The organism is Variovorax sp., assembly GCF_965279555.1.
GTDB lineage: Bacteria > Pseudomonadota > Gammaproteobacteria > Burkholderiales > Burkholderiaceae_C > Variovorax.
On record NZ_OZ257247.1, the window covers coordinates 5,549,300 to 5,573,215 of the forward strand.

24 protein-coding genes are annotated in these 23,916 nt (G+C 66.5%); 10 read left to right on the forward strand and 14 right to left on the reverse strand.

The window, feature by feature from the left end:
- Positions 1 to 69: 69 nt before the first annotated feature.
- From ACQY8B_RS26070 to ACQY8B_RS26090, 5 genes are all read right to left on the reverse strand, one after another.
- The gene (locus ACQY8B_RS26070; RefSeq protein ID WP_081267465.1) at positions 70 to 1,401 is read right to left on the reverse strand and encodes an ABC transporter substrate-binding protein; all 1,332 of its coding nucleotides are present in this window, start codon (positions 1,399 to 1,401) and stop codon (positions 70 to 72) included.
- Positions 1,402 to 1,452: 51 nt separating this feature from the next.
- The gene (locus tag ACQY8B_RS26075; RefSeq protein ID WP_422084574.1) at positions 1,453 to 2,517 is read right to left on the reverse strand and encodes a branched-chain amino acid ABC transporter permease; all 1,065 of its coding nucleotides are present in this window, start codon (positions 2,515 to 2,517) and stop codon (positions 1,453 to 1,455) included.
- Positions 2,518 to 2,520: 3 nt separating this feature from the next.
- On the reverse strand, positions 2,521 to 3,450 hold the full coding sequence (locus tag ACQY8B_RS26080) for a branched-chain amino acid ABC transporter permease (protein WP_422084575.1): 930 nt from the start codon (positions 3,448 to 3,450) through the stop codon (positions 2,521 to 2,523).
- Positions 3,451 to 3,527: 77 nt separating this feature from the next.
- Positions 3,528 to 4,313, reverse strand: coding sequence for an ABC transporter ATP-binding protein (locus ACQY8B_RS26085; RefSeq protein WP_422084576.1), 786 nt, complete (start codon positions 4,311 to 4,313; stop codon positions 3,528 to 3,530).
- Positions 4,310 to 6,268 (reverse strand): AMP-dependent synthetase/ligase, encoded by a 1,959-nt coding sequence (locus ACQY8B_RS26090; protein WP_422084577.1) that lies wholly within the window; start codon positions 6,266 to 6,268, stop codon positions 4,310 to 4,312. The genes ACQY8B_RS26085 and ACQY8B_RS26090 overlap by 4 nt, the downstream gene beginning before the upstream one ends.
- A gap of 84 nt (positions 6,269 to 6,352) precedes the next feature.
- On the opposite strand from ACQY8B_RS26090, the gene ACQY8B_RS26095 reads away from it, so the two are divergent.
- Together ACQY8B_RS26095 and ACQY8B_RS26100 are read left to right on the forward strand one after the other, a co-directional pair.
- Positions 6,353 to 7,132 (forward strand): Crp/Fnr family transcriptional regulator, encoded by a 780-nt coding sequence (locus tag ACQY8B_RS26095; RefSeq protein WP_422084578.1) that lies wholly within the window; start codon positions 6,353 to 6,355, stop codon positions 7,130 to 7,132.
- On the forward strand, positions 7,129 to 7,596 hold the full coding sequence (locus ACQY8B_RS26100) for a hypothetical protein (protein WP_422084579.1): 468 nt from the start codon (positions 7,129 to 7,131) through the stop codon (positions 7,594 to 7,596). The genes ACQY8B_RS26095 and ACQY8B_RS26100 overlap by 4 nt, the downstream gene beginning before the upstream one ends.
- A 25-nt stretch (positions 7,597 to 7,621) precedes the next feature.
- On the opposite strand, the gene ACQY8B_RS26105 is transcribed toward ACQY8B_RS26100, so the two are convergent.
- Positions 7,622 to 8,851, reverse strand: a complete 1,230-nt coding sequence (locus tag ACQY8B_RS26105) for a type II toxin-antitoxin system HipA family toxin (RefSeq protein WP_422084580.1) — start codon at positions 8,849 to 8,851, stop codon at positions 7,622 to 7,624.
- Entirely contained in the window at positions 8,832 to 9,035 is a 204-nt protein-coding gene (locus tag ACQY8B_RS26110) for a helix-turn-helix domain-containing protein (protein WP_428744991.1), read from the reverse strand. Before ACQY8B_RS26110 ends, ACQY8B_RS26105 begins: the two co-directional genes overlap by 20 nt.
- A gap of 229 nt (positions 9,036 to 9,264) precedes the next feature.
- On the opposite strand from ACQY8B_RS26110, the gene ACQY8B_RS26115 reads away from it, so the two are divergent.
- Both ACQY8B_RS26115 and ACQY8B_RS26120 read left to right on the forward strand, forming a co-directional pair.
- On the forward strand, positions 9,265 to 10,029 hold the full coding sequence (locus ACQY8B_RS26115) for an SDR family NAD(P)-dependent oxidoreductase (RefSeq protein WP_422084582.1): 765 nt from the start codon (positions 9,265 to 9,267) through the stop codon (positions 10,027 to 10,029).
- Between the two features lie 19 nt (positions 10,030 to 10,048).
- Entirely contained in the window at positions 10,049 to 10,306 is a 258-nt protein-coding gene (locus ACQY8B_RS26120) for a hypothetical protein (protein WP_422084583.1), read from the forward strand.
- Between the two features lie 48 nt (positions 10,307 to 10,354).
- Here the strand turns inward: ACQY8B_RS26120 and ACQY8B_RS26125 are convergent, their stop codons facing one another.
- Positions 10,355 to 11,371, reverse strand: a complete 1,017-nt coding sequence (locus ACQY8B_RS26125; protein ID WP_422084584.1) for an MBL fold metallo-hydrolase — start codon at positions 11,369 to 11,371, stop codon at positions 10,355 to 10,357.
- 60 nt (positions 11,372 to 11,431) lie between these two features.
- A complete protein-coding gene (locus ACQY8B_RS26130; protein ID WP_422084585.1) occupies positions 11,432 to 12,418 on the reverse strand; it encodes a Bug family tripartite tricarboxylate transporter substrate binding protein in 987 nt (328 codons plus the stop codon).
- Positions 12,419 to 12,627: 209 nt separating this feature from the next.
- Between ACQY8B_RS26130 and ACQY8B_RS26135 the strand changes: the two genes are divergently transcribed.
- Positions 12,628 to 13,005, forward strand: a complete 378-nt coding sequence (locus ACQY8B_RS26135) for a VOC family protein (RefSeq protein ID WP_422084586.1) — start codon at positions 12,628 to 12,630, stop codon at positions 13,003 to 13,005.
- A 19-nt stretch (positions 13,006 to 13,024) separates the two neighbouring features.
- Here ACQY8B_RS26135 and ACQY8B_RS26140 read toward each other — a convergent pair whose 3' ends face one another.
- From ACQY8B_RS26140 to ACQY8B_RS26160, 5 genes are read right to left on the reverse strand one after another with little or no spacing between them, the layout of a single operon-like run.
- Positions 13,025 to 13,606, reverse strand: a complete 582-nt coding sequence (locus ACQY8B_RS26140; protein WP_422084587.1) for a superoxide dismutase — start codon at positions 13,604 to 13,606, stop codon at positions 13,025 to 13,027.
- 39 nt (positions 13,607 to 13,645) lie between these two features.
- Positions 13,646 to 14,341, reverse strand: a complete 696-nt coding sequence (locus ACQY8B_RS26145) for a helix-turn-helix transcriptional regulator (protein ID WP_422084588.1) — start codon at positions 14,339 to 14,341, stop codon at positions 13,646 to 13,648.
- Positions 14,342 to 14,376: 35 nt separating this feature from the next.
- A complete protein-coding gene (locus ACQY8B_RS26150; protein WP_422084589.1) occupies positions 14,377 to 15,816 on the reverse strand; it encodes an efflux transporter outer membrane subunit in 1,440 nt (479 codons plus the stop codon).
- Positions 15,813 to 18,893, reverse strand: a complete 3,081-nt coding sequence (locus tag ACQY8B_RS26155) for a MexW/MexI family multidrug efflux RND transporter permease subunit (RefSeq protein ID WP_422084590.1) — start codon at positions 18,891 to 18,893, stop codon at positions 15,813 to 15,815. The genes ACQY8B_RS26150 and ACQY8B_RS26155 overlap by 4 nt, the downstream gene beginning before the upstream one ends.
- Positions 18,890 to 19,999 carry an efflux RND transporter periplasmic adaptor subunit gene (locus tag ACQY8B_RS26160; RefSeq protein WP_422084591.1) on the reverse strand — a complete coding sequence of 370 codons (1,110 nt, stop codon included), beginning with the start codon at positions 19,997 to 19,999 and terminating at the stop codon, positions 18,890 to 18,892. Before ACQY8B_RS26160 ends, ACQY8B_RS26155 begins: the two co-directional genes overlap by 4 nt.
- Positions 20,000 to 20,254: 255 nt before the next feature.
- On the opposite strand from ACQY8B_RS26160, the gene ACQY8B_RS26165 reads away from it, so the two are divergent.
- The 5 genes from ACQY8B_RS26165 (at position 20,255) to kdpA (ending at position 23,895) form a co-directional block, all read left to right on the forward strand.
- Positions 20,255 to 21,322 (forward strand): M35 family metallo-endopeptidase, encoded by a 1,068-nt coding sequence (locus ACQY8B_RS26165; protein WP_428744992.1) that lies wholly within the window; start codon positions 20,255 to 20,257, stop codon positions 21,320 to 21,322.
- Positions 21,303 to 21,755, forward strand: coding sequence for a hypothetical protein (locus ACQY8B_RS26170; RefSeq protein WP_422084593.1), 453 nt, complete (start codon positions 21,303 to 21,305; stop codon positions 21,753 to 21,755). Before ACQY8B_RS26165 ends, ACQY8B_RS26170 begins: the two co-directional genes overlap by 20 nt.
- 121 nt (positions 21,756 to 21,876) lie before the next feature.
- Positions 21,877 to 21,999, forward strand: coding sequence for a hypothetical protein (locus ACQY8B_RS26175; RefSeq protein WP_267898696.1), 123 nt, complete (start codon positions 21,877 to 21,879; stop codon positions 21,997 to 21,999).
- Positions 21,996 to 22,094 (forward strand): K(+)-transporting ATPase subunit F, encoded by a 99-nt coding sequence (kdpF, locus tag ACQY8B_RS26180; RefSeq protein WP_019657711.1) that lies wholly within the window; start codon positions 21,996 to 21,998, stop codon positions 22,092 to 22,094. Before ACQY8B_RS26175 ends, kdpF begins: the two co-directional genes overlap by 4 nt.
- 1 nt (position 22,095) lies before the next feature.
- A complete protein-coding gene (gene kdpA / locus ACQY8B_RS26185) occupies positions 22,096 to 23,895 on the forward strand; it encodes a potassium-transporting ATPase subunit KdpA (RefSeq protein WP_422084594.1) in 1,800 nt (599 codons plus the stop codon).
- Positions 23,896 to 23,916 lie beyond the last annotated feature (21 nt).

Below are 23,916 nucleotides of genomic sequence, written 5' to 3' on the forward strand. Positions count from 1 at the left end.
GCCGCAGGTGTTGCCCCCTGAAAGGGGGTTGGCGAAGCGACACGAAGTGCGCGAAGACTGGGGGTCAGCTCAAGACTGGCAGTCGGCCGCTTCGCGGCGCGTGAGCTTCTTCTCGGTCGCGTACTTGTCGGCAGCGGCCTTGGCCATGGGCTTGATGATCTGGTCGTCGGCCTGGTACCAGTCGGGCGCGATGTTCCACTTGGCGCCGTCCCAGGTTTCCATGCGCGCCCAGGTCGAGCCGATGTGGTCCTGGCACGAAGTGCTCACCGGACGCATCACGCCGGCGAAGCCCAGTGCGTCGAGCTTCTTCTGGTCGAGCGCCAGGTTCTCCAGGCCCCAGCGCACCTGCTCGCCGGTCATGACCTTGCCCTTGCCGAAGCGCTCCTGCGCACGCCGCACCGCCTCGACGCCGAGCATCGAGATGATCGCGCCGCGCGTGTACAGCACCGAGCCCACTTCTTCCTTCGGGCCCGTGCCCTGGCCCTTGTCGTGCACCTGCTTGAGGATGTCCTGGATCACCTTGTTGTCGGGACCGGAGCCGTTCAGCGCCAGCGCGTTGTAGCCCTTGGCGTTGGCGCCCACGTCCTTCACGTCGGGTTCGGCGCCGGCCCACCACACGCCGTACATCTTCTCGCGCGGGTAGCCGGTGGCCACGGCTTCCTTCAGCGCGGTGGAGTTCATCACGCCCCAGCCCCACAGCAGCACGAAGTCGGGGCGCTGCTGGCGCACCTGCAGCCAGGCCGACTTCTGCTCCACGCCCGGCGCCGTCACCGGAATCAGCGACAGGTCGAAGCCGTGCATCTTCGCGCGCTCCTGCAGCAGAGGAATCGGCTCCTTGCCGAAGGGCGAGTCGTGATAGACGAGGGCGATCTTCTTGCCCTTGAGCTTGTCCATGCCGCCTTCCTTCTTGCCCAGGTGCTGGATCAGGATGTCGGCCGCGGTCCAGTAGGAGCCCATCAGCGGGAAGTTCCACTTGAAGACGCCGCCGTCCTGCGAGGCCGCGAGGCCGTAGCCCAGCGTGACGAGCGGGATCTTGTCGGTGGGCACCTTGTCGGTCAGCGCGAAGGTGATGCCGGTGGCCTGCGGGTCGAACAACGCCACGCCGGGGCGGCCCTTCAGGCGTTCGTAGCATTCCACGCCCTTGTCGGTGGCGTAGCCTGTTTCGCATTCTTCGAACGTGATCTTCACGCCGTTGATGCCGCCTTGCGCATTGACCAGCTTCAGGTAGTCCTGCTTGCCGTTGGCCCAGGGCGTGCCGTTGGGCGCGTAGGGGCCGGTGCGGTACACCAGCAGCGGGAAGAACTGTTCCTTGGCCTGCGCCTGGGCGACCGACGGCGCGAGCATGGCGCCGAGAGTGCTGGCCACCAGGGCGGCGGTCAGAGCGAGCGATTTCAGTTTCATGCCTGTCTCCTTTTGTGGGCACCTCGGTGCCGGGTTTTTACGAACGGGAACTCAGTGAGGGAAGGGCCACAGCCGCAGCTTCTCCTTGGCCGTGGACCACAGCCGGGCCAGCCCGTGCGGCTCCACGATCAGGAAGAACACGATCAGCGCGCCGAAGATCATGGTCTCCAGGTGCGAGGCCAGCGCGGTCGAAATCGAGAAGCCCAGCCACGCCGGCAGTTGGTTCAGGAACAGCGGCAGCAGCACGATGAACGCGGCGCCGAAGAAGCTGCCCATGATCGAGCCGAGCCCGCCGATGATCACCATGAACAGCAGCTGGAACGAGCGGTCGATGCTGAACGCCGCCGGCTCCCACGCCCCCAGGTGCACGAAGCCCCACAGCGCGCCGGCCACGCCGACGATGAAGCTGCTCACCGCAAAGGCCGTGAGCTTGGCGTACACCGGGCGGATGCCGATCACCGCTGCGGCCACGTCCATGTCGCGCATCGCCATCCATTCGCGGCCTATGGCGCTGCGCACCAGGTTCTTGGCCAGCAGCGCGAACACCACCACGAAGGCCAGGCAGAACAAATACTTCTGCACCGGCGATTCGATCGGCACGCCGAACACGTTGAGCCCCGCCACGCTCACCGAACCCGACGAAGAATTGTTGGTGAACCACTGGATGCGCAGGAAGGCCCAGTCGGTGAAGAACTGCGCCGCCAGCGTGGCCACCGCAAGGTACAAGCCTTTGATGCGCAGGCTCGGAATGCCGAAGAGCACGCCGATCACCGTGGCGCACAGGCCGCCCAGCAGCAGCGATGCGATGAGCGGCATGCCCTCGATGCGCACCTGGAAGTTGTAGGCCGCATACGCGCCCACCGCCATGAAGGCGCCGGTGCCCAGCGAGATCTGGCCGCAGTAGCCCACCAGGATGTTCAGCCCCAGCGCCGCGAGCGAAAGAATCAGGAAGGGCGTGAGGATGGCGCGCATCCAGTAGTCGGACACGCCCAGCGGCACCACCACGAACGCCACGAGCAGCAGCACCAGCATCGCGATGCGGTCCTGCGCGATCGGGAATATCTGCTGGTCGGCCCTGTAGCTCGACTTGAACTGGCCGTTTTCTCTGTAGAACATTGCTCAGACCCGATCGATGATCTTCTCGCCGAACAGCCCCTGGGGCCGTACGAGCAGGAAGACCAGTGCAAGAACATAGGCAAACCAGATCTCGATGCCGCCACCGAGCATGGGGCCGAGATAGATTTCGGACAGCTTCTCGCCCACCCCGATCAGCAGGCCGCCGATGATGGCGCCAGGTATCGAGGTGAGCCCGCCGAGGATCACCACCGGCAGCGCCTTCAGCGCCACCAGCGACAGCGAGAACTGCACGCCCAGCTTCGATCCCCAGATGATCCCGGCCACCAGCGCCGAGAAGCCGGCCACCGACCACACGATCACCCAGATGCGCTTGAGCGGAATACCGATCGACTGCGCGGCCTGGTGGTCGTCGGCCACCGCGCGCAGGGCGCGGCCGGTGGCCGTCTTCTGGAAGAAGATGGCCAGCACCACCACCAGGCCGGCCGCCACCAGCGCGGCGATCAGGTCTTCCTGGCTCAGCAGCAGGCCGCCCTGGAAGGTGCCTTCGAGCACCATCAGCGGTTCCTTGGGCATGCCCACGTCGATCTTGTAGATGTCGTTGCCGAACAGCGTCTGGCCCATGCCGTCGAGGAAGTAGGCGATGCCCAGCGTGGCCATCAGCAGCGTGATGCCTTCCTGGTTCACCAGCTTGCTGAGCGCGAGCCGCTCGATCAGCCAGGCGACCACCACCATCACCGCCATGGCGGCGATGAAGGCCAGGATGTTGGCGAGGATCTGGCTCTGGAAGCCGAACCACAGCGGGAACCATTCGGAGAAGCGCGCCATGGCCAGCGCGGCGAACAGCACCATCGCGCCCTGCGCGAAGTTGAAGACGCCGGAGGCCTTGTAGATCAGCACGAAGCCGATGGCGATCAGCGAATAGAGCATGCCGACCATGAGGCCGCCGAAGAGGGTTTCGAGGAAAAAGCCCATGTCAGTTTCTTTCTTGTTTTTCTCCCTCCCCCCGGAGGGGGAAGTAGCAGTGCTTCATGGCGAGGGTTGGCATGGCGTCAGTGCTCCACACCCAGATAAGCCCGGATCACGTCATCGTTGTTCCGCACTTCATCCGGCGTCCCGTCGCCGATCTTCTTGCCGTAGTCCAGCACCACCACGCGATCGGAGATGTCCATCACCACGCCCATGTCGTGCTCGATCAGCACGATGGTCGCGCCGAACTCGTCGTTCACGTCCAGGATGAAGCGGCTCATGTCCTGCTTCTCTTCCACGTTCATGCCGGCCATGGGCTCGTCCAGCAGCAGCACCTGCGGCTCCATCGCGAGCGCGCGGCCCAGGTCGACGCGCTTCTGCAGGCCGTAGGGCAGGCGGCCAACGGGTGTCTTGCGGTGCGCCTGGATCTCCAGGAAGTCGATGACGTGCTCGACGAACTCGCGGTGGCGCAGTTCCTCGCGCTCTGCGGGACCCCAGCGGAAGGCTTGCGCCAGCAGCCCGCTCTTCATCTTGAGGTTGCGCCCGGTCATGATGTTGTCCAGCACGCTCATGCCCTTGAACAGCGCCAGGTTCTGGAAGGTGCGCGCCACGCCCATCTCGGCCACCTGGCGCGAGTTCATGTGCTTGAAGGTCTGGCCGCGGAAGGTGATGGAGCCCTGCTGCGGCCAGTAGACGCCGTTGATGCAGTTCAGCATCGAGCTCTTGCCCGCGCCGTTCGGCCCGATGATGGCCCGCACCTCGTGCTCGCGCACGTTGAAGCTGATGTCCGTCAGCGCCTTCACGCCGCCGAAGCTCAAGGAGATGTTCTGCACGTCGAGGATGACCTCGCCGGTCTTCCTGCTGCTCATGCCGCCGCCTTCACGATGATGGGGAAAGTCTTCGCATCGACGACCTTCAGCGTGGCGCTCACCATGCCCGTGCGCCCGTCCTCGAACTTGACCTGGGTCTCGATGTACTGCTCGGTCCTGCGGCCATAGAGCGCATCGACCAGCACCGCGTATTTCTCGGCGATGAAGCCGCGGCGCACCTTGCGCGTGCGGGTCAGCTCGTCGTCGTCCGGGTCCAGCTCCTTGTGCAGCACCAGGAAGCGCGCGATCTGCGTCTCGCCCATGCCGTCCTCGGCCGCGAGGTCGGCATTCACCTTGCCGATGCATTCGGCCACCAGCGCCAGCACGTCGGGCTTGCCGGCCAGGTCGACGTAGCCGCCGTAGGCCAGCCCGCGCCGCTCGGCCCAGTTGCCCACGGCCTCGTAGTCGATGTTGATGGCCGCGCACACTTCGCCGCGGCCGTTGCCGAAGCACACGGCTTCCTTGATCTGCGGGAAGAACTTGAGCTTGTTCTCGATGTAGTTGGGCGCGAAGATCGCGCCGCTCACGAGCCGGCCCACGTCCTTGGCGCGGTCGATGATGCGCAGGTGGCCTTCGCTGTCGAGCACGCCCGCGTCGCCGGTATGGAAGTAGCCGTTGGCGTCCAGCACCTCGGCGGTGGCGTCGGGGCGCTTGTAGTACTCCTTGAGCACCGACACGCCGCGCACCAGCACCTCGCCGTCTTCCGCGATCTTCAGTTCGATGCCCGGCGCGGCGGTGCCCACGGTCTGCAGCTTGACCTTGCCGTCCTGCTGCAGGCACACGTATGCGCAGGTCTCGGTCTGGCCGTAGAACTGCTTCAGGTTGACGCCGATGGAGCGGTAGAAGCGGAACAGGTCCGGCCCGATGGCCGCGCCCGCCGTGTAGGCCACGCGGATGCGGCTCATGCCCAGCACATTGCGCAGCGGGCCGTAGATCAGCAGGTTGCCCAGGCCGTACATCAGCCGGTCGCCGGCGCTCACCGGCGCGCCGTTGAGGATGTCTGCGCCCACGCGCTGCGCCAGGGCCATGAACTTCGCATACAGCCAGCGCTTGGGCGCGGCCGCGTCTTCCATGCGGATCGACACGGCCGTGAGCAGGCCTTCGAAGGTGCGCGGCGGGCCGAAGTAATAGCTCGGGCCGATCTCGCGCATGTCGTTCATCACCGTCTCGCTGGACTCGGGGCAGTTGAGCGTGAAGCCGCCCACCAGCCACTGAGCCACCGAGAACAGGTGGTCGCCCACCCATGCCATCGGCAGGTAGCTCATGATGTTGTCGCCGGGGCCGAGCCTGTCGGTCTGCACGCCGCCGCGGCCCGCCGCGATGAAGCTCGCATGCGTCTGGCACACGCCCTTGGGGCGGCCGGTGGTGCCGGAGGTGTAGAGGATCACGCCCACGTCCGTGGCCTCGCCGCTGGCCACCGCGCGGTCGTAGTAGCCCACGTTGGCCTTGTCGAACTCGCGGCCCAGCGCGCGCAACTGCTCGTAGCTCATGAGCCCGGGCTGGTCGTAGTGGCGCAGGCCCTTGGGGTCGTCGTAGATGATGTGGCGGATGGCCGGCAGCTTGCCCTGCTGGAGTTCGCGGCACTCCAGCAGCTTGTCGACCTGCTCCTGGTCTTCGACGATCACGAACTCGATGCCCGCGTCCTGCAGCATGAAGACCATCTCGCCGGCCACCGCGTCCTGGTAGAGCGGCACGGGCACGCCGCGCAGGCTTTGCGCGGCGATCACCGCCATGTACAGGTGCGGCCGGTTGGCGCCGACGATGGCCAGGTGGTCGTTGGCCTTGAAGCCCAGGCTCGCCAGGCCGCAGGCCATTTCGCGCACTTCCTGCGCCACGGCGTTCCAGGTCCAGGTTTGCCAGATGCCGAGATCCTTCTCGCGCACGGCGGGCGCCTCGGGTTGGGCCTCGGCATGCGCGAGCAGCAGACGGGGGAAGGTAGGGGCGGTTGTTTGCACAGTGGGCGGATCGTAGGTCTCACTTTGACGCCCGGTTGTCGTTCCAACGACAATCCTAGGGACACTACTCCCCGGAGTTTCCCGATGCCTCACGGCAACCTCAACCACAACAACGTGCTCGGCGGTTCGATCAAGGACCGCGTGCGTCCGGCCAACGCCGCCGAACTCGACGGCATTCCCTGGCTGCCCACGCTCACGCCCGCCGAGCGCCGCCGCGCCGAGGCCACGCTGGTGGTCGGCGAAGCAGAGCCCGGCGACCTGGTGTGCCGCGTCGGCCGCTCGCCCACCTACTGGTTCGGCGTGGTCGAGGGCCTGCTCAAGATGAGCAACGACAACGCCGACGGCGGCTCGGTCACCTACACCGGCGTGCCGCCCGGCGGCTGGTTCGGCGAAGGCACGGTGATGAAGCGCGAGCCCTACCGCTACAACATCCAGGCGCTGCGCCGCAGCCTGATTGCGGGCCTGCCTATCGAAAGCTTCCACTGGCTGCTCGACCACTCCATCGGTTTCAACCGCTTCGTGATGAACCAGCTCAACGAGCGGCTCGGCCAGTTCATCGCGGCGCTGGAGATCGACCGGCTCAACAACCCCGACGCGCGCGTGGCGCGCAACCTGGTGTCGCTGTTCAACCCGGTGCTGTACCCGGGCGTGGGCGAGGTGTTGCGCATCACGCAGCAGGAGCTGGCCTACTTGGTCGGCCTGTCGCGCCAGCGGGTGAACGAGGCGCTCAACGGCCTGTCGGCGCAGGGGTTGATCCGCGTGGAGTACGGTGGCCTGCGCGTGCTCGACCTGCCGGGCCTGCGCGCGACCGCGATGTCGAACAAGAAGAACAGCCAACCCTCCGCGGAAACGGAAACCTCATGACGCTCAAAGACCAGATACAGATCGTGCCCGCGAACGCGGAGGCCGCGTTCATTCCCCCGCCGGAGCCGTCGAAGAAGCCCAAGGCCGAAGAGGCCGGGCCGACGCTCGAAGAGGCGCTCGCGCGCAATGAGCAACTGGCCGAAAAGCTCGAGGAACTCGATGCGGTGCTGGCCAAGCCGCTCAGCGAAATCCTCGCCGACCGCGAGAAGGCCGAGGAAACCGCACTCGCATGGGACCGCTTCGGCGCCATGTGGATGCTCTCGCAGCGTGCCATGCGGCGCGTGGCGCTCGACCTCGCGGCGCAGCTCGGCGTGAGCGAGGAAGAGGTCGTGGCGCGCGCCATGGCCAACGCCAACGCGGTGCTCAACGGCGCGGACGAAGTCGACCTGGGCGGCACCGTCGCGCCCGCGCAGCTGCAGCACATCGCCCGGCACCGCAACTTCCTGCGCAAGCAGTTCCGCTAGGGGCGGGCCCGATGTATCCAGCGACCTACCGGGACTTGGCGTAGGTCATCCCGTCGGCCCACATGTGCCGCATCTTCTCCAGCAGGTCCTTCGGGATTCGCTGGTCACTGCCCGCCTGGTCCAGCGTCTTGCGCATCCCCTCGGCGATTCGCGCGAGAACGAGTGCGGGCTTTGCGACTCCGCATACCCTGCTGCCGAACAGCAGCAATTCTTCGGTGGTCGGATAGGCCTTGGTGTGGCCCTTGCCGGCAAAGAGCTTGAGCGCCAGCGTGCGGTCTTCCAGTTCGGGACCGCCTTCATAGCGCGTGTACTTGTAGATCGCGGTGGTCACCACGTCGAACATCGGGGCCAAGCGACAGTACGCCGCCGATGTGTAGAGCAAGCCGTAGTTCTTGAGGTGGCCGTCGCCATTGCGCACCATGATGCTGAATGCCACCTGCTCGAAGAAGCGCGCGAGGTTCTCGCTGGGCAGTTGAAGGTATTGCATCAGCTCGGCGATGCGCTGGTAGCTCCCGTGGTATTTGCGATCGGATTGGATGTCGCGCACCCGAAGGTTCATCAATGCGGCGATGTCCTCGAAACCGATGCGAGACCCGTCCGCCGAGATGTCGAACCGGTCGACCAGGAGCAGATGCCCGTCGTCCGAGAGATCGAACGTGGGGGTCTCGATGCCGGCGTGGCCGGCGGCTGTCAGGCACATGAACTCGTTGGCCGACAGGCCTGGATAGGACGGTGCCGCGGCCTTCACGATGATAGTGGGCACTGGAAGAGTGACCCGATCCGGCACCATGATCTTCGGCTGCATGCCGGCGATGCCGGCGCCCGTGCTCAGGTAGGCCCGCACCAGCTCGTCGAACACCTCAGGCGTGTAGTGGGTTCCGAGCAAGGTCTTGCGGTCGATGATGCGAGGCGCCGCCGGCGGCTGCGCCCCCGGCAGCCTGAACCCAAGCCGCCCGATGCCATTGGAGCCGACCACCGCGAGCAGGTGCATCGGGGTGAGCTGCTGCTTGGGAAACATCGCCCGCAGGCGCAGATACAGGTCGCCTTCGGGCAGGTTCTGATCCATGGCGGCGAAGAGGTCGCCGTCCTGATATGTCGGCCGGGTCGGTGGCATGAGCAGCGCGACCGAGGGCTGATCCGCGCGGCTGTCGAGATACCGGAACTCGTAGACCGAATGCCTGAGCAACTGTCCGGCCGACGCGCCGGCGATCTCGACATCGAGTTGCCTGATCTTTTCAGGAAGCATCGTCGTCATCCTGTCCGAAGCGCTGCGTGACTTCCTCCAGCGTCGGCATGCCCAGCCGCTCCAGGCGGATCGTGAGGTCCATGGCGCGCAGGATGTCGAAAAGCGAAGCGAGGGTGATGTCTTCCCCCCGTTCCAGGCGGTAGAGGACGTTGCGCGCGCGGCCCGACCGCGAGGCGATGTCGGTTGCCTTCATGCGGCCTTCTTTTCGTGCGCGCTGGATTGCCTGGCCAAGCTCGAGAGGGAGTCTGATTTTGTCCTTCATATGACACATTTTGTGCTAATGGAGAAAAAATGTCTATTTATCAGGACACTTTTCCAGCGCGATATTCGGAATCGTGTGGCTACGGCCAGCTCAACCGCAGGCCCCCAAGCTTTTGCGCATTCGCCTAAGCTCGCGGGTTTCCGTCTTCACCGCAATCTCCATGTCCATCTCCCACCTCACCATCATCACCGGCGCCTCGCGCGGCCTGGGCCAGGCCATGGCCCGACAGCTGCTGCAGGCCGGCCACACGGTGCTCGGCATCTCGCGCAAGCAGTCGCCCGAGCTGGCCGAGGCCGCCAAGGCCGCCGGCGCCGAACTCGTGCAATGGGAGCAGGACCTGTCCGACCCGGTGGGCGCATCGGAGCGCGTGTCGGCATGGCTCAAGACCGTCGACGCGCAGCGCTTCGACAGCGTCACGCTCATCAACAACGCCGGCACCGTCGGCAACCCCGCGCCGCTGTCGCGCGCCGTGGAGGCCGAGCTGTCGCTGGCCCTGCGCATCGGCCTGGAAGCGCCGATGCTGCTGACCGCCGCGTTCCTGGGCGCGACGCGCGAATGGCGCGGCTTGCGCAAGGTGCTCAACATCTCTTCGGGCCTGGGCCGCAACGCGATGGGCAGCCAGGCGCCCTACTGCGCGGCCAAGGCCGGCATGGACCACTTCTCGCGCGCCGTGGCGCTCGAAGAGGCGAACGCACCCAACGGCGCGCGCATCGTCTCGCTCGCGCCCGGCGTGATCGACACCGACATGCAGGTGCAGCTGCGCGGCGCCTCGGCCGACAAGTTCCCCGACCGCACGCGCTTCGAGAAGATGAAGAACGAGGGCATGCTCGACAGCCCGGCCACGGCGGCGGCGAAGGTGCTGGGCTACCTGGCGCGCGAAGACTTCGGCGCCAAGCCCGTGGCCGACGTGCGCGATCCGGCCTGAAACCGAGGACGCCCAAGCCATGGCCACCGCCAAGTCGATCGACACCCTCGAATACAAGCTCTTCCCCTCGCCGAGGAACGTGCACCGAATCGTCTTCGAGCACCAGGTCTTCGTGCCTTATCCGTACGCGCTGATCGTGATGGACGAGTTCTACTTCAAGGGCCGCTACAGCCTGTTCTCGGCCTGCAGGATGAGCGACGGGAAGATGGGGCAGGTGGCGACGTTCGAACTGGAGTCGGACGTGGCCATCTTCAACGCGAAGTTCGTGCCGGACTGAGTCTTCGGTATTTCTCCTTCCCCCAGAGGGGGAAGGAGCAAGGCACGCTCACTGCATCGCGAACCTGTCGCGCTGCGCCTGCGCGCATTCGCCCATCACGCTCAATGCCCGCTCCACCGTCGGCGTGCCCATCACGAAGGGGTTCGCCGCGCCCGCCGGCTGCCGCCGCAGCGCGGCCATCTTGGCCTGCGAGCTGTCCACGTTCGAATGGTTCGACAGCATCACGTCGATGTTCTGCGCCTTCACCAGCGAGTCCATGCGCTTCGTGGACGCGATGTAGCTGTCCAGCCGCGGCACGTCCTTGCCGAAGTTGAAGCCCGTGCCGCCCCACAGCATGGCCCGGTGCTTGCGGCCGTTCTCGCTCACGTCGAACACCGGCGAGAGCGTGCCCATGGTGTGGCCCGGCGTGAGGTACAGCGTGACGGTCGAGTCGCCCAGGGTGATGCGGTCGCCGTCCTTTGCCGAGATGTCGCCCGCGCCGCGCCTGGGCGGCGCGCCCCAGATGGGCGTGGCGAATTCGAGCTTGGTCTCGGTCATCTTCCAGTCGGCATCGCTCATCACCACGCGCGCGCGGTATTTCTGCGCGAGGTAGGGCGCGCCGCCGTAGTGGTCGCCGTGGCCGTGCGTGACGATCACGTACTTGATCTGCGCCGGGTCGAGGCCCAGCTTGCGCATGCCGCCTTCGATCAGCGCGGCGGCTTCCACCTGGTTGTTGAGCGCATCGATGAGGATGATGCCGTCCGAGGTCTTGATGGCCCAGGCGCTGACCCAGTCGGCGCCCACGAAGTACAGGTTGTCGAAGGCTTTGGCGGGCGGTGGCGCCGGCTTGTTGATGAGCAGCGGAAGGCCCTTGTCGAGCTCTTCCTGCGGCGGGCGCGTGGCGGGAGCCGGCTTGCACAGCGAGAGCAGCGGCCCGAGGTCGGAGCCCGCGGCCTGCGTGGCCGCCGCGACGTGGGCAGCCACGGTTGCGTCGGAAGGCTTCTGCGCGGGCGTCTGCGCGCAGCCCTGGACGAGTGCGACAACCGCCGCCAGGGCGGCCGTCTTCAGGGGAAGGGAAGGAACCATCGGTGTCTCCATGCCGTCGTTGCGGCTTGTCCTGGAGACACCATTCTGCGACGCCCTGTCTTATTCGATTGTCGCGCCCGAGGCTTGCACGATGCCCTTCCACTTTTCGTAGTCGGTCTTCAGCAGCTTGCCGAACTGCTCCGGCGTCATGCTTTGCGGCTCGGCGCCCTGGGCGATGATGGCGGCCTTCACTTCAGGCGTGGCCAGCAGCTTGTTGACTTCGGCATTGAGCGTGGCCACCACGTCCTTGGGCGTGCCGGCCGGCACGAACAGGCCGTACCAGGTGCTCACGTCGAAGTCCTTGTAGCCCAGTTCGGCCACGGTGGGCGTGTCGGGCAGCGAGGTGCTGCGCTTGGCCGAGGTCACGGCCAGCGGCCGCAGCTTGCCCGCCTTGATCTGCGCCATGGCCGAGGGCACCGACGACACCATCAGGTCGACGTTGCCCGCGAGCACGTCCATCATGGCCGCGTTGGAGCCCTTGTAGGGCACGTGGCGCATCTTGATCTTGGCGGCGCCGTTGAAGATCTCGCCGGCCAGGTGGATGGTGGTGCCGTTGCCGGGCGAGCCGTAGGTGATGGTGTCGGGCGCGGCGCGCGCGGCCTTCACCACGTCGTCGAGCGTCTTGAACTTGGAGTTGGCCTGCGTGACGATCACCACCGGCGTGTAGGCCACGTGGGCCACCGCGGTCAGGTCTTTCACCGGGCTGTAGCTCAGGTTCTTGTAGAGCCAGGGCGCGACGACCATGTTGTCCTTCTGGCCCATCACGATGTCGTAGCCCGTGGGCGCGGCGCGCGCCGCCTCGGCGATGCCGATGGTGCCGCCGGCGCCCGCGCGGTTGTCGGGCACCACGGTCCAGTGGTTCACCTCGGTGAGCTTCTGCGCGACCAGGCGCGCCAGGATGTCGGTGCCGCCGCCTGGCGGGAAGGGCACGATCATGCGGATCGGCTTGGCGGGGTAGGCCGCGGTCTGTGCGTGGGCGAGGGGGGCCGTGAAGGCCAGCGGGAATGCGAGCGCGATGGCCAGCGTGCCGAGGTGTCTGCGGATCATGGTTGTCTCTTTGTGGGGAGCGAAGCGGATCGGGGTTGCAGTCGTCGCATTGTCTTCACTGCACCGGGGGTGCAGTGTGCCGGAAGCGGTGCCTCGGGGTTTTCGCGATTCGCGATGGGGCCCGTATCGGCTCGCGCTGGCTTGACAGGGGGCGGCCCGAGGCAAATACTGCACCGGCCGGTTGAGTATTCCCGGAAAAGGAGACATCCATGCTCGGAAACATCGACGCCGTGGCCAACCTCGCGGTGAAAGACCTCGCCGTGGCGCGCCGCTTCTACGAAGGCACGCTGGGCCTTTCACAGGTCGACGCGGAAGGCGAGGAAGTGATCGTCTACCGCAGCGGCAACACCCGCATCAACGTGTACCGCTCGTCGTTCGCGGGAACCAACCAGGCCACCGCGGTGACCTGGCAGGTGGGCGACGACATCGGGCGCCTCGTGGCCGCGCTCGGGGCCAAGGGCGTGCGCTTCGAGCACTACGACATGCCCGGCACGAAACTCGAAGGCGACCTCCACGTCATGGGCGGCATGAAGGTCGCGTGGTTCAAGGACCCCGACGGGAACATCCTGAACCTCATCAACGGCTGAGCGGTCAGCCGGCGTTTTTTCAGCCGAAGTTCTTCTCGGCGAATTCCCAGTTGACCAGCTTGGCCAGGAAGGTCTCGACGAACTTCGGGCGCAGGTTGCGGTAGTCGATGTAGTAGGCGTGTTCCCAGACGTCCACGGTCAGCAGCGCGGTGTCTGCAGTCGTCAGCGGCGTGCCGGCGGCGCCGGTGTTCACGATGTCCACCGAACCGTCGGCCTTCTTCACCAGCCAGGTCCAGCCCGAGCCGAAGTTGCCCACGGCCGACTTCACGAAGGCTTCCTTGAAGGCGTCGTAGCTGCCCCACTTGGCTTCGATGGCCTTGGCCAGCGCACCGGTGGGGGCGCCGCCGCCTTGCGGCTTCATGCAGTTCCAGAAGAAGGTGTGGTTCCAGATCTGGGCGGCGTTGTTGTAGATGCCGCCGCTGGCCTTCTTGACGATCTCTTCGAGCGTGAGCGATTCGAACTCGGTGCCCTTCTGCAGGTTGTTGAGGTTCACCACGTAGGCGTTGTGGTGCTTGCCGTAGTGGTACTCAAGGGTTTCCTGCGAGTACTCGGGTGCCAGCGCGTCCAGGGCGTAGGGCAGGGGTGGGAGCTTGTGTTCCATCGTGATTACCTTCGTGGTTGTTGAAAAGAAGAAACGGATTCACTCGTCGGCCGGCAACGCGCCCGGCTTGGGCACGACCCGGTAGGCACATCGCCGCGCGCCCGCGAGCACATGCTCGACACGGCTCACGGTCACGTCGGGCCCCAGCACTTCGTCGAAGAGCTGCAGCTCGCTGCGGCAGAAGCCGCTGCAGGCCTGCGCCGCCGTGCAGATGGGGCAATGGTTTTCGATGAAGAGCCAGCCGTTGCCCTGGCCTTCTTCGTCTTCGGGCCGGAACTCGGCCATGTAGCCTTCGCGGCTGCGGATTTCCGCCAGCCGCGCAAGCCGCGTCTTCAGGCTGCGCGCGCCGCGCATGGCCTGCGTGTAGTTGGCGCGCATGGTGGCCTCGCGCGCCGTGATGAGCTGGTCCATGCCCTTCTCGCCGAACACGCTGATGACGGCGCTGATCATCTGCACCGTCATCTCGGCGTGCGTGTCGGGAAAGCGCTTGTGGCCTTCGCCGGTGAGCCGCCAGATCTGCGTGGGCCGGCCGCGGCCGCTCGGGCGGCTCTCGGCGTCGACCAGGCCTTCGGCCTCCAGCTTGGCCATCTGCTGGCGCACCGCTTCCACGGTGACGTTCAGCACCTTGGCGATGTCGGGAATGCCGAGCGCGCCGCGGGTCTTGAGCGTCGAGAGGATGCGGTCTGCCGGCTGGTGCGGCATCCAGGTGGGCTTGGCGGCATCTGGGGCGGACATGGCGAGTTCGGTCGTGGAGGAAAACGGGTCCATTGTCAGGTGGTTGGACCTCCCCTTGCCGCCGCGGGTGCTTGCCAGCCGCCGCCCAGCTCCTTGTAGAGCGCGACGAGGCTGGTGTACGAGGCGGTTTCGGCCTCGGCCACGGCATCTTGCGTGCGCAGCAGGGTGCGCTGGGCGTCGAGCACGCTCAGGTAGGGCGCGGCGCCTTCGCGGTAGCGCACCTCGGCCAGTTCGGCGGCGCGGCCGCTGCGGGCCGAGGCCTCCATCAGCCGCTGCAGCCGCAGCTGGTTCTGGCCGTAGCCGGTGAGGGCGTTCTCGACGTCCTCGATGGCGCGCAGCACGGTCTGCTCGTAGAGCGCGCGGTCGCCTTCGGCGCGGGCCTCGGCGCCGCGCACGCGGGCCTTCACCGAGCCCAGCCGCAGGGCGGGCCAGCTCACGCCGGGCGTCACGCTGAAAGCCCGGCTCGACGAGCTTCCCAGGTCTGAACCGCGCAAGGCGATGAAACCGAGGAAGCCGCCGATGTCGAAGCGCGGATAAAGCTCGGCCGTGACCGCGCCCACGTCCGCCGTGCTGGCCGCGAGGCCGCGCTCGGCGCGCAGCACGTCGGGCCGGCGCCGCAACAGGTCGGCCAGGTCGCCGACGGGCAGGCGCTTGTCGAGCGCATGCAGCGGCCGGGGCTGCAGCATCGGTTCGAGCTCGGCGGGGCGCAGGCCGGCCAGCACCGCTACGCGGTAGGCTGCCTGGCGGCGCGCCGTTTCCAGCGCGGGCAGCTGGCTCTCGGTGGTCGCCAGGTTGGCCTGCGCGCTCGCCAGGTCGCCTTCGAGGCCGCGGCCGGTCCGCACCTGCGCATCGGTCACGCGCAGGCTCTGGCGCAGGCTGTCGAGCGTGCGGCGCGTCACGGCAATGCGCTGCTCCGCGCCGCGCATCTCGTAGTAGTTGCGCGCCAGTTCGGCCACGGCCACGATGCGCACCTGCTCGAGGTCGGCGGCGCTGGCTTCGGCGCGTGCGGTCGCTGCTTCATCGAGCCGCTTCAGCCGGCCGAACAGGTCGATTTCCCAAGAGGCGTCGAAGCCCGCGCGGCTGCTCTGCGACAGCGAGCGCACATCGGGCTGCGCGCCGTCGTTGCCTTGCGCGATGCTGCGCGTCTTGCTCGCGCCTGCGGTGACCACCGGCAACCGGTCTAGCTCCGCCTCGGTCTGCGTGGCGCGGGCTTCGAGCAAGCGGGCCTGCGCGATGCGGATGTCGTGGTTGGCGGCCAGCGCGCGGTCGATCAGCGCATCGAGTTGCGGGTCGTCGAGCTGGCGCCACCAGTCGCGCTGCACCGCGTCGTCGGCGAACAGCGAGCGCTCGGGCGCGGAGATGGCAACCGGCGCGTCCGAAGGCGCGGTGTACTCAGGCCCGACCGCGCAGCCGGCCAGCACGAGCAGGCTCAACGAAAAGGGCGCGGTGTATGAAAAGAGTCGGTTCATGGTCATGCTCCTTCGGCCAGCGCATCGAGTTCGGCCGTGCGCCGCGAGCGGCCCGCCGCGCGGTGGTCGCGCGCCAGCAGCGTGTACATGGTGGGCAGCACGAACAGCGTGAACAGCGTGCCCACCAGCATGCCGACCACGATCACCAGGCCGATGCTGAAGCGGCTGTTGGCCCCCGCGCCGCTCGCGAACAGCAGCGGCACCAGGCCCACCACCATCGCGGCGGTGGTCATCAGAATGGGGCGCAGCCGTATGCGCGCGGCCTCCTCGATCGATGCGCGCCGGTCGAGTCCCTTGTGCATCTGGATCTCGTTGGCAAACTCCACCATCAGGATGCCGTGCTTGCTGATGAGCCCGATCAGCGTCACCAGTCCGATCTGCGTGTAGATGTTGATGGTGCCGAAGCCCAGCGCCAGCGGCACCAGCGCGCCGCAGATCGACATCGGCACGCTGATCAGGATGATCAGCGGGTCGCGCAGGCTCTCGTACTGCGCGGCCAGCACCAGGTAGATCACCACGATGGCAAACACGAAGGCCATCACCAGCGCCGAACCCTCCTGCGTGAACTGCCGCGCGTCCGACTGCCAGTCGTAGCTGAAGCCGGCCGGCAGCTTCTTCGCCTCTTCGCTCAGGAAGGCCACCGCGTCGCCCATGGTCACGCCCGGCATCGGAATGGCCTGGAAGGTGGACGCATTGAGCTGGTTGAACTGCGTGAGCTTGTTGGGGCCCACGCTGGTCGACAGCTGCACCAGGTTGGCCAGCGGCACGGGCTGGCCGCTCGCGCTCTTCACGAAGTAGCGCGACAGTGCCTCGGCCGACAGGCGCTGCTCGCGCGGCGACTGCGGAATCACGTCGTAAGAGCGGCCGTCCATGCCGAAGCGGTTGACGTAGTTCTCGCCCACCAGCACCGCCAGCGTGTCGCCGATGGACTTCATCGTCACGCCCATGCTGTTGGCCTTGGCGCGGTCCACGCGGATCTCGACCGTGGGGTTGTTGAACTCCAGGTCGCTGTCGACCACGGCGAACTTGCCGCTGTCGCGCGCCGACTTCTTCAGCGCTTCCATGGCCTCGAACACGGTGCGGTGGTCGCCCGCGCTGCGGATCACCATCTGCACCGGCAGCCCGCCGGTCGAGCCTGGCAGCGAGGGCAGCTGGAACGCGAAGACGCTGCTGCCTTCCACCTCGTTCATGCGGCCCTGCGTGTCGCCCTGGATCTGGTCGGCGTTGCGCTTGCGGTCTTTCCAGTCGGACAGCTGCACGCCGCCGATGCTGTTCGACACGCCGTCGGAGCCGTTGATGAGCCAGCGGCCGGTGTTCTCGGGCAGCGTGGCAAACACCTCGTCCCACTTCTTGCCGAACTTCTCGACGTAGTCGATGTTGGCGTGCTGCGGCGACTTGATGGCCGTGAGCACCATGGCCTGGTCTTCGCCCGGAGCCAGCTCGCGCTGCGCCGCGTTGTAGAGGAAGGGCAGGCTCGCCAGCACCAGCGCAGCGAACACGCCGGTCACCCAGCGGTGGTGCAGCGACACGTCGAGCAGCCGGCCGTAGCCCGTGGCTAGCTTGTGGAAGAACGCCTCGGCCGCGCGCGCCATGCGGCTGCCCGTGGTGTCCTGCGGCAGCAGGAACGAACTCATCACCGGCGACAGCGTGAGCGCGATCACGCCCGACACCACCACCGCGCCCGCCAGCGTGAAGGCGAACTCCTTGAAGAGCGAACCCGTGAGCCCGCCCATGAGGCCGATGGGTGCGTACACCGCGGCCAGCGTGAGCGTCATCGCGATCACCGGGCCTGCCACTTCGCGCGCGCCGATCAGCGCGGCCTGCACGCGCGATCTGCCTTCCTCGATGTGGCGGTGCACGTTCTCCACCACCACGATGGCGTCGTCCACCACCAGCCCTATGGCCAGCACCATCGCCAGCAAAGTCAACAGGTTGATGCTGAAGCCGAACAGCAGCATCAGCGCGGCGGCGCCCAGCATCGACAGCGGAATGGTCACCACCGGGATCAGCACCGCGTGCACCGAGCCCAGGCACAGGAAGATCACGATCACCACGATGGCGATGGCTTCGAGCAGCGTCTTCTGCACCTCGTCGATGGAAGCCTCGATGAAGCGTGCCAGCTCGAAGGGCAGCTGCACTTCCACGCCCGGCGGCAGGTTCTGCTTGATGCCGGGCAGCAGGTCGCGGATGCGCTTCACGATCACCAGCGGATTGCCGTTGGGTGCCGCCTGCAGGCCGAGGTAGATGGCGGGCACGCCGTCCATCGTGGCGCTGCTGTCGGCGCTTGCAGCGCCCAGCTCCACGGTGGCCACGTCGCCAAGGCGCACGATGGCGTCACCTTCGCGCTTGACCACCATGTCGCGGAACTCGGCCACGTTCACCAGGTCGGTGTTCACGCGGATGTTCGACACCACGTACAGGCCCTTCACCTGACCGGGCGCGGCCTGCACGTTGTTCTGGCGCAGCGCGTCGGCCAGCTCGCCGGCCGAGATTCCGCGCGCGGCCATGCGGTTGGGGTCGAGCCACACGCGCATGGCCAGCGTCTGCCCGCCCGAAACCTCGACGCCCGACACGCCGGTGATGGACGCGAACTGAGGCTGCACCACGCGCGAGAGGTAGTCGGTGAGCGCCGGCATCGGCATCGTCTTGCTGGAGAAGCCGACGTAGGCCACCGCGGTGGCTTCGCCCGATGACTTCAGGATCACCGGGTCGAAGGCCTCGGCCGGCAGCCGGTACTTGACCTGGCTGACCTGCGCCATCGCCTGCGTGAGCGCCTGGTTGGCGTCGGCGTTGAGCTTCATGCGCACGCTGATCACGCTGCGGCCCAGCGTGGAAGACGACGACAGGTAGTCGACGTTCTCGATGGTCGCCACTGCCTGCGCGATCGGCTGCGTGACGAAGCCCTGCATCAGCTCCGGCGAGGCGCCGGGGTACTGCGTGGTGATGGTGAGCGTGGTGCTCTCGGTCAGCGGGTATTGCCGCACCGGCAGGTCGCCCAGCGCACGCGCGCCGAGCAGCAGGATGAGCGTGCTCACCACCAGCGCCAGCACGGGCCGGCGCACGAAGAGGTCGGTGAACTTCATGGCTTCGATTCCTGCGCGACGGCCAGCGTGTCTGTCGCCGTCGGCATCACGGCCGCGCCGGTGTACAGGCGCAGCTGGCCGGAGGTGACGACCTTGTCGCCGGGCGTCAGGCCCTTCTCGATCACGACCAGACCGTCCTGCCGCTCGCCGGCTTTCACGAACACCTGCTGCGCGGTGAAGCCGTCGCCCTTCTCGGCGGGCCGCACCACGAAGACGGAGTCGCCGTGCGTGCTGTAGGTGATGGCCGTCTCGGGCACGGTGATGGCGTCGGTGCGTGCAGGCAGCGCGACCTTGCCGTTGACGAACATGCCGGGCGTGAGCGCGCCGTCTGCGTTGTCGATGGTGGCCTGCAGGCGCACGGTGCGTGTGTCGCTGCCGATCTGCGGCTCGATGGTGCTGAGCCTGCCCTGGAACACCCGCCCCGGATACGCATCGACCGACAGCGACACCTGCTGGTTGCGCTTGAGCACGGGCAGCGCGGTTTCAGGCAGCGTGAGGTTGGCGAAGAGCGTGCGGCTGTCGGTGAGCGACACCAGCGCATCGCCGGCCCGCACGAACTGGCCGAGGTTGACGCGGCGGATGCCGAGCACGCCGTCGAACGGCGCCTTGATGCGCTTCTGCTCGAGCACGGCCTGGGCGCGCCGGAGGTCGCCGCTGGCCTGGTCGAAGGCGGCCTGCGCCTGTTCGAGCTGCTCCTGCGTGGCCGCCTGCTGCGGCAGCAGGCGGCGCGTGCGCTCCAGCAGCGCCTTGGCATTGGCGCGCTGGGCCGTCAGGCGCTCCAGGTCGCCTTGCTCGGGCGCGTCGTTGAGCTGCACCAGCAGCTGCCCCGCGCGCACCTCGCCGCCGGGCGTGAAGAGGATCTTCGCGACGCGGCCTTCCACCTCGGCCGGCACCTCGACCTGCCGGTTGGCCTCCAGCGTGCCGATGCCGCTGAGGAAGCGCGCCACCTCCGTCTTCTGCGCGGTGGCAACGGCCACCTTGGCCGGCGGCATGCCGGCGCCCTGCGCGTGTGCCGGCTCGAGCTTCGTGACGAGCCCGTAGCCGGCTCCCCCCAGTACCAATGTCGCCAGGCCGGCGCCCAGCCAGGCCCTTGATTGCTCGTTCATTACGACGTCCATTATTAATCAAAGAGAGAGCTTTGATTATTTGATGGCGCCGGCCGCCTGTCGAGGACGGCTTGGCAATGGCCGTCATAGGCCGGGGCTATTCGAGCGAGGCTGCTGCTGTGCATGTCGGGTTCTCCAGGTGTTGCGCGGGGGAACCCCGCAGACCTGAAGACGTGCCAGCCGGTCGTGTTGTGACTGTCGGGCTCCTCTGTTTCGCCGGATGCGCCGCGTGAAGTAAGTCGCGACGCCGGGGTTTTGTCCGCGGCGATTGGTGCCGGCGTCACCTGGGCTCTCTACAAGTTGCTGTCTTCAACTTGGAGATTCATCGGAATGATGCGAAAGGTGATCGTGGTGGGTGATCCACCGGCGCCGGGTGGTGCGGTGCTGCCCTATGGCGGCCATATGTCGGATGTGTTCGGACACCGCATCGCGCTGATCGGCGGGCGGGCGTACTGCGAGGGTTGCAACAGCGTTGGCATCATTGCCAAGGCCGGCGGGCCTCGCAGAGGATGTTTTCATGGTGCCGAGATGGCACTGGAGGGTGACGTGGTGGTCTGCCACTGCCCGGTTCCGCCGCCGCTTGTTTCCGGGCAGCGATATGCGCCGGTCTATGACGATGAGATGGCTTGGGCTGCGGATGAATTCGAACCGGGCTTCGCGGCGTCGCCGGGGTGGTTCACGGGTGATGCCGCAGCTGTTGCCGCAAGTAAGAAGCTGGTCGATGGCATGGTGGAGCATCCGCCTCAGGCCGAACAGATAGAGAAGATCTGCCCGAACATGACCAACAAGGAATTCGCCACCAAGGTCATGGGGCTGCGAGATCTGGCCGTCGATCTGGTCGAAAGGCGCGTCAAGGACTTGGGGGTGTGGGGCAAGGCCGAGCGTGAACACGCGGCCAAATGGTTCGGCCAGAACGACGAAGACTTGCGTCGCCATCTGGGTGTCGGCCTAAGGTCATGCAGCCGTGTACTGAAGGGACTGACAGAGGCCAATTTTGTACGCTACTCCGAGGACTTGATGCGCAGCCTTGGTTGTGTTCCTTCGGGCAATGGCGACCGTCTTGCTGCCGAAGTATGTAAACCCGACCTGGAGACGCGCACGATCGGAATAGGGCTCGCGTTCTGCGAACTTCCCGATATCTCCTACAGAATCGATTCGAAGCTCGCAACCATCATCCACGAGGCGACTCATTTCAACGACGTGTTTTCATCGAACGATGCGGTCTATCAAATGGGGCAGAGTCTGAATCTGCTGGCCTCAAAGCCAAGCGCGGCGAGAGTGAACGCGGACAGCATCGTGGGGTATGTGCTTTATGCTGAGTAGAGGCTTCTATTTTTTCCTTGTTGCCCAGATCGGGCTGAGCGCTTGTAGCGTGGCACAGGCATGCACGCCCGCAGTCTCGACCGTCGTTGTCTTCGCCGAGGGCTCTGCAACTCTCGATCATGACCAGATCGCGTTGATCGCCACCCGGCTGGACCACTTCCGCCGCCTGTATCCGCACGCGAACGCGGTGGATATCGAGGGCGTGGCGCGCAGCACCGCACCGGGGGCGAAGCAGTTGGCGCAACGCCGCGCTGCCGAGGTGGCGAATGCGGTGCGGACGCTTTTCGATGGAGTGGAACTACACGTTTTCTCGAACGTGTATTCGCCAAAATGGTCCACGCATGACGGCAACTACGCTGCCTTCGACGTGGTTCCCTCGACGGAAGACACATCGCCCTGCGCATCAGTCCAGGTGCCGGGCTTCAAGCGCTGAAACTGCCCTCGCAGCCGCCGTTTTTACGCTTTCTTTACGGCCATACCTTCACTCTTTCCCCCGTTTTGACGCACGACTGCCGAGACTGAAGCCCATCTTTTCTCGTTTGCAGGAGTGATGTATGGACATCGTCTGGATGGGCGCCTTGCTGGCGCTTTGGGCCGTGGTGGGGGCCATGGTGGTCGGGCTGAACAGGCTCGACGCACCGAAGCCATCGAACAAGACCGACGGAGCGCCGTCATGATCAGCCTCGAAGTTCTTTACGGCTTCGGCGCTCTGATCGCCGTGGTGCTTTTCGCCTACTTGGTGTTCGCGCTGATCTGCGCGGAGGAATTCTGAAATGACCTCCTCCGCATGGGGCCTGCTGGCCCTTTTCATGGCCGCGCTGCTGGTGCTGGCCTGGCCCGTAGGCAAGTTCCTTGCCGCACTGTGCAACGAGCGCGTGCCGCGCTGGATGCAGCGCGTCGAGGCGCCACTGTACAAGCTCGCCGGCACCAAGCCCGAGCAGTCGATGCACTGGCTGCGCTACGCGCTCGCGCTGCTGGCCTTCAATGCCATCGGCGCGATCTTCGTCTACGCCCTGCAGCGCCTGCAGGGCTGGCTGCCGTTGAACCCCGCGGGCATGACGGCCGTGTCGCCCGACTCGGCCTTCAACACCGCGGTGAGCTTCGTCTCCAACACCAACTGGCAGGGCTACTCCGGCGAGTCGACCATGAGCTATCTCACGCAGATGCTCGGCCTGACGGTGCAGAACTTCTTCTCCGCCGCCACCGGTATCGCGGTGGCCTTCGCGCTGGTGCGCGGCTTCGCGCGTCGCGGCGACGGCAAGGGGCTGGTCGGCAACTTCTGGGCCGACGTCACGCGCATCACGCTGTGGGTGCTGGTGCCGATCTCGTTCGTGCTCGCGATGATCTTCGCGGGCCAGGGCGTGATCCAGAACTTCGACGCCTACAAGGAGGTGAGCACGCTCGAGACCACCGCCTTCCAGCAGCCGAAGAACGGCGCCGACGGCCAGCCGCTGAAGGACGAGAAGGGCCAGCCGGTGATGGAAGACGCCACCACCAAGACGCAGACCCTGGCCATGGGCCCGGTGGCTTCGCAGGAAGCCATCAAGATGCTCGGCACCAACGGCGGCGGCTTCTTCAACGCCAACTCGGCGCATCCGTATGAAAACCCGACGGCGCTGGTGAACCTGCTGCAGATGATCGCGATCTTCCTGATCCCGGCGGCGCTGTGCTTCACCTTCGGCCGCGTGGTCGGCGACATGCGCCAGGGCTGGGCCGTGCTCGCGGCGATGACGATCATGTTCGTCATCGCGGTGATGGTCATCACGCCCGCCGAGCAGGCAGGCAACCCGCTGTTCGCCTCGCTCGGGGTCGACCAGGTGTCGAACGCGCTGCAGGCCGGCGGCAACATGGAAGGCAAGGAAGTGCGCTTCGGCATCGATGCCTCGTCGCTCTTCGCCGCCATCACCACGGCCGCATCCTGCGGCGCGGTCAACGGCATGCACGACTCGCTCACCCCGCTGGGCGGCATGGTGCCGATGGTGCTGATGCAGCTGGGCGAAGTGGTGTTCGGCGGCGTGGGCTCTGGCCTGTACGGCATGCTGATCTTCGCGATGCTCGCGGTATTCATCGCCGGGCTGATGATCGGCCGCACGCCGGAGTACCTCGGCAAGAAGATCGAGGTGCGCGAGATGAAGCTGATCTCCATCGCCATCCTGGTCACGCCGGTCCTGGTGCTGGCGGGCACGGCGGTGGCGGTGATCGCGGGCGCCGGCAAGGCCGGCATCGCGAACCCGGGCGCGCATGGCTTCTCTGAAATTTTGTACGCGCTGACCTCGGCCGCCAACAACAACGGCAGCGCCTTCGCGGGCCTGTCGGCCAACACGCCCTTCTACAACGGCCTGCTCGCGCTGGCCATGTGGCTCGGCCGCTTCGCGATGATCGTGCCGGTGCTGGCCGTGGCCGGCGCGCTGGCCGCCAAGAAGCGCCTGCCCGTCACCAGCGGCACGCTGCCCACGCACGGCCCGCTGTTCGTCTCCCTGCTGATCGGCACGGTGCTGCTGGTCGGCCTGCTCAACTATGTGCCGGCGCTGGCTCTCGGGCCCATCGTCGAACACCTGGTGCTCTGGAAATGAAGCACTCCCCCAGGCTTCGCG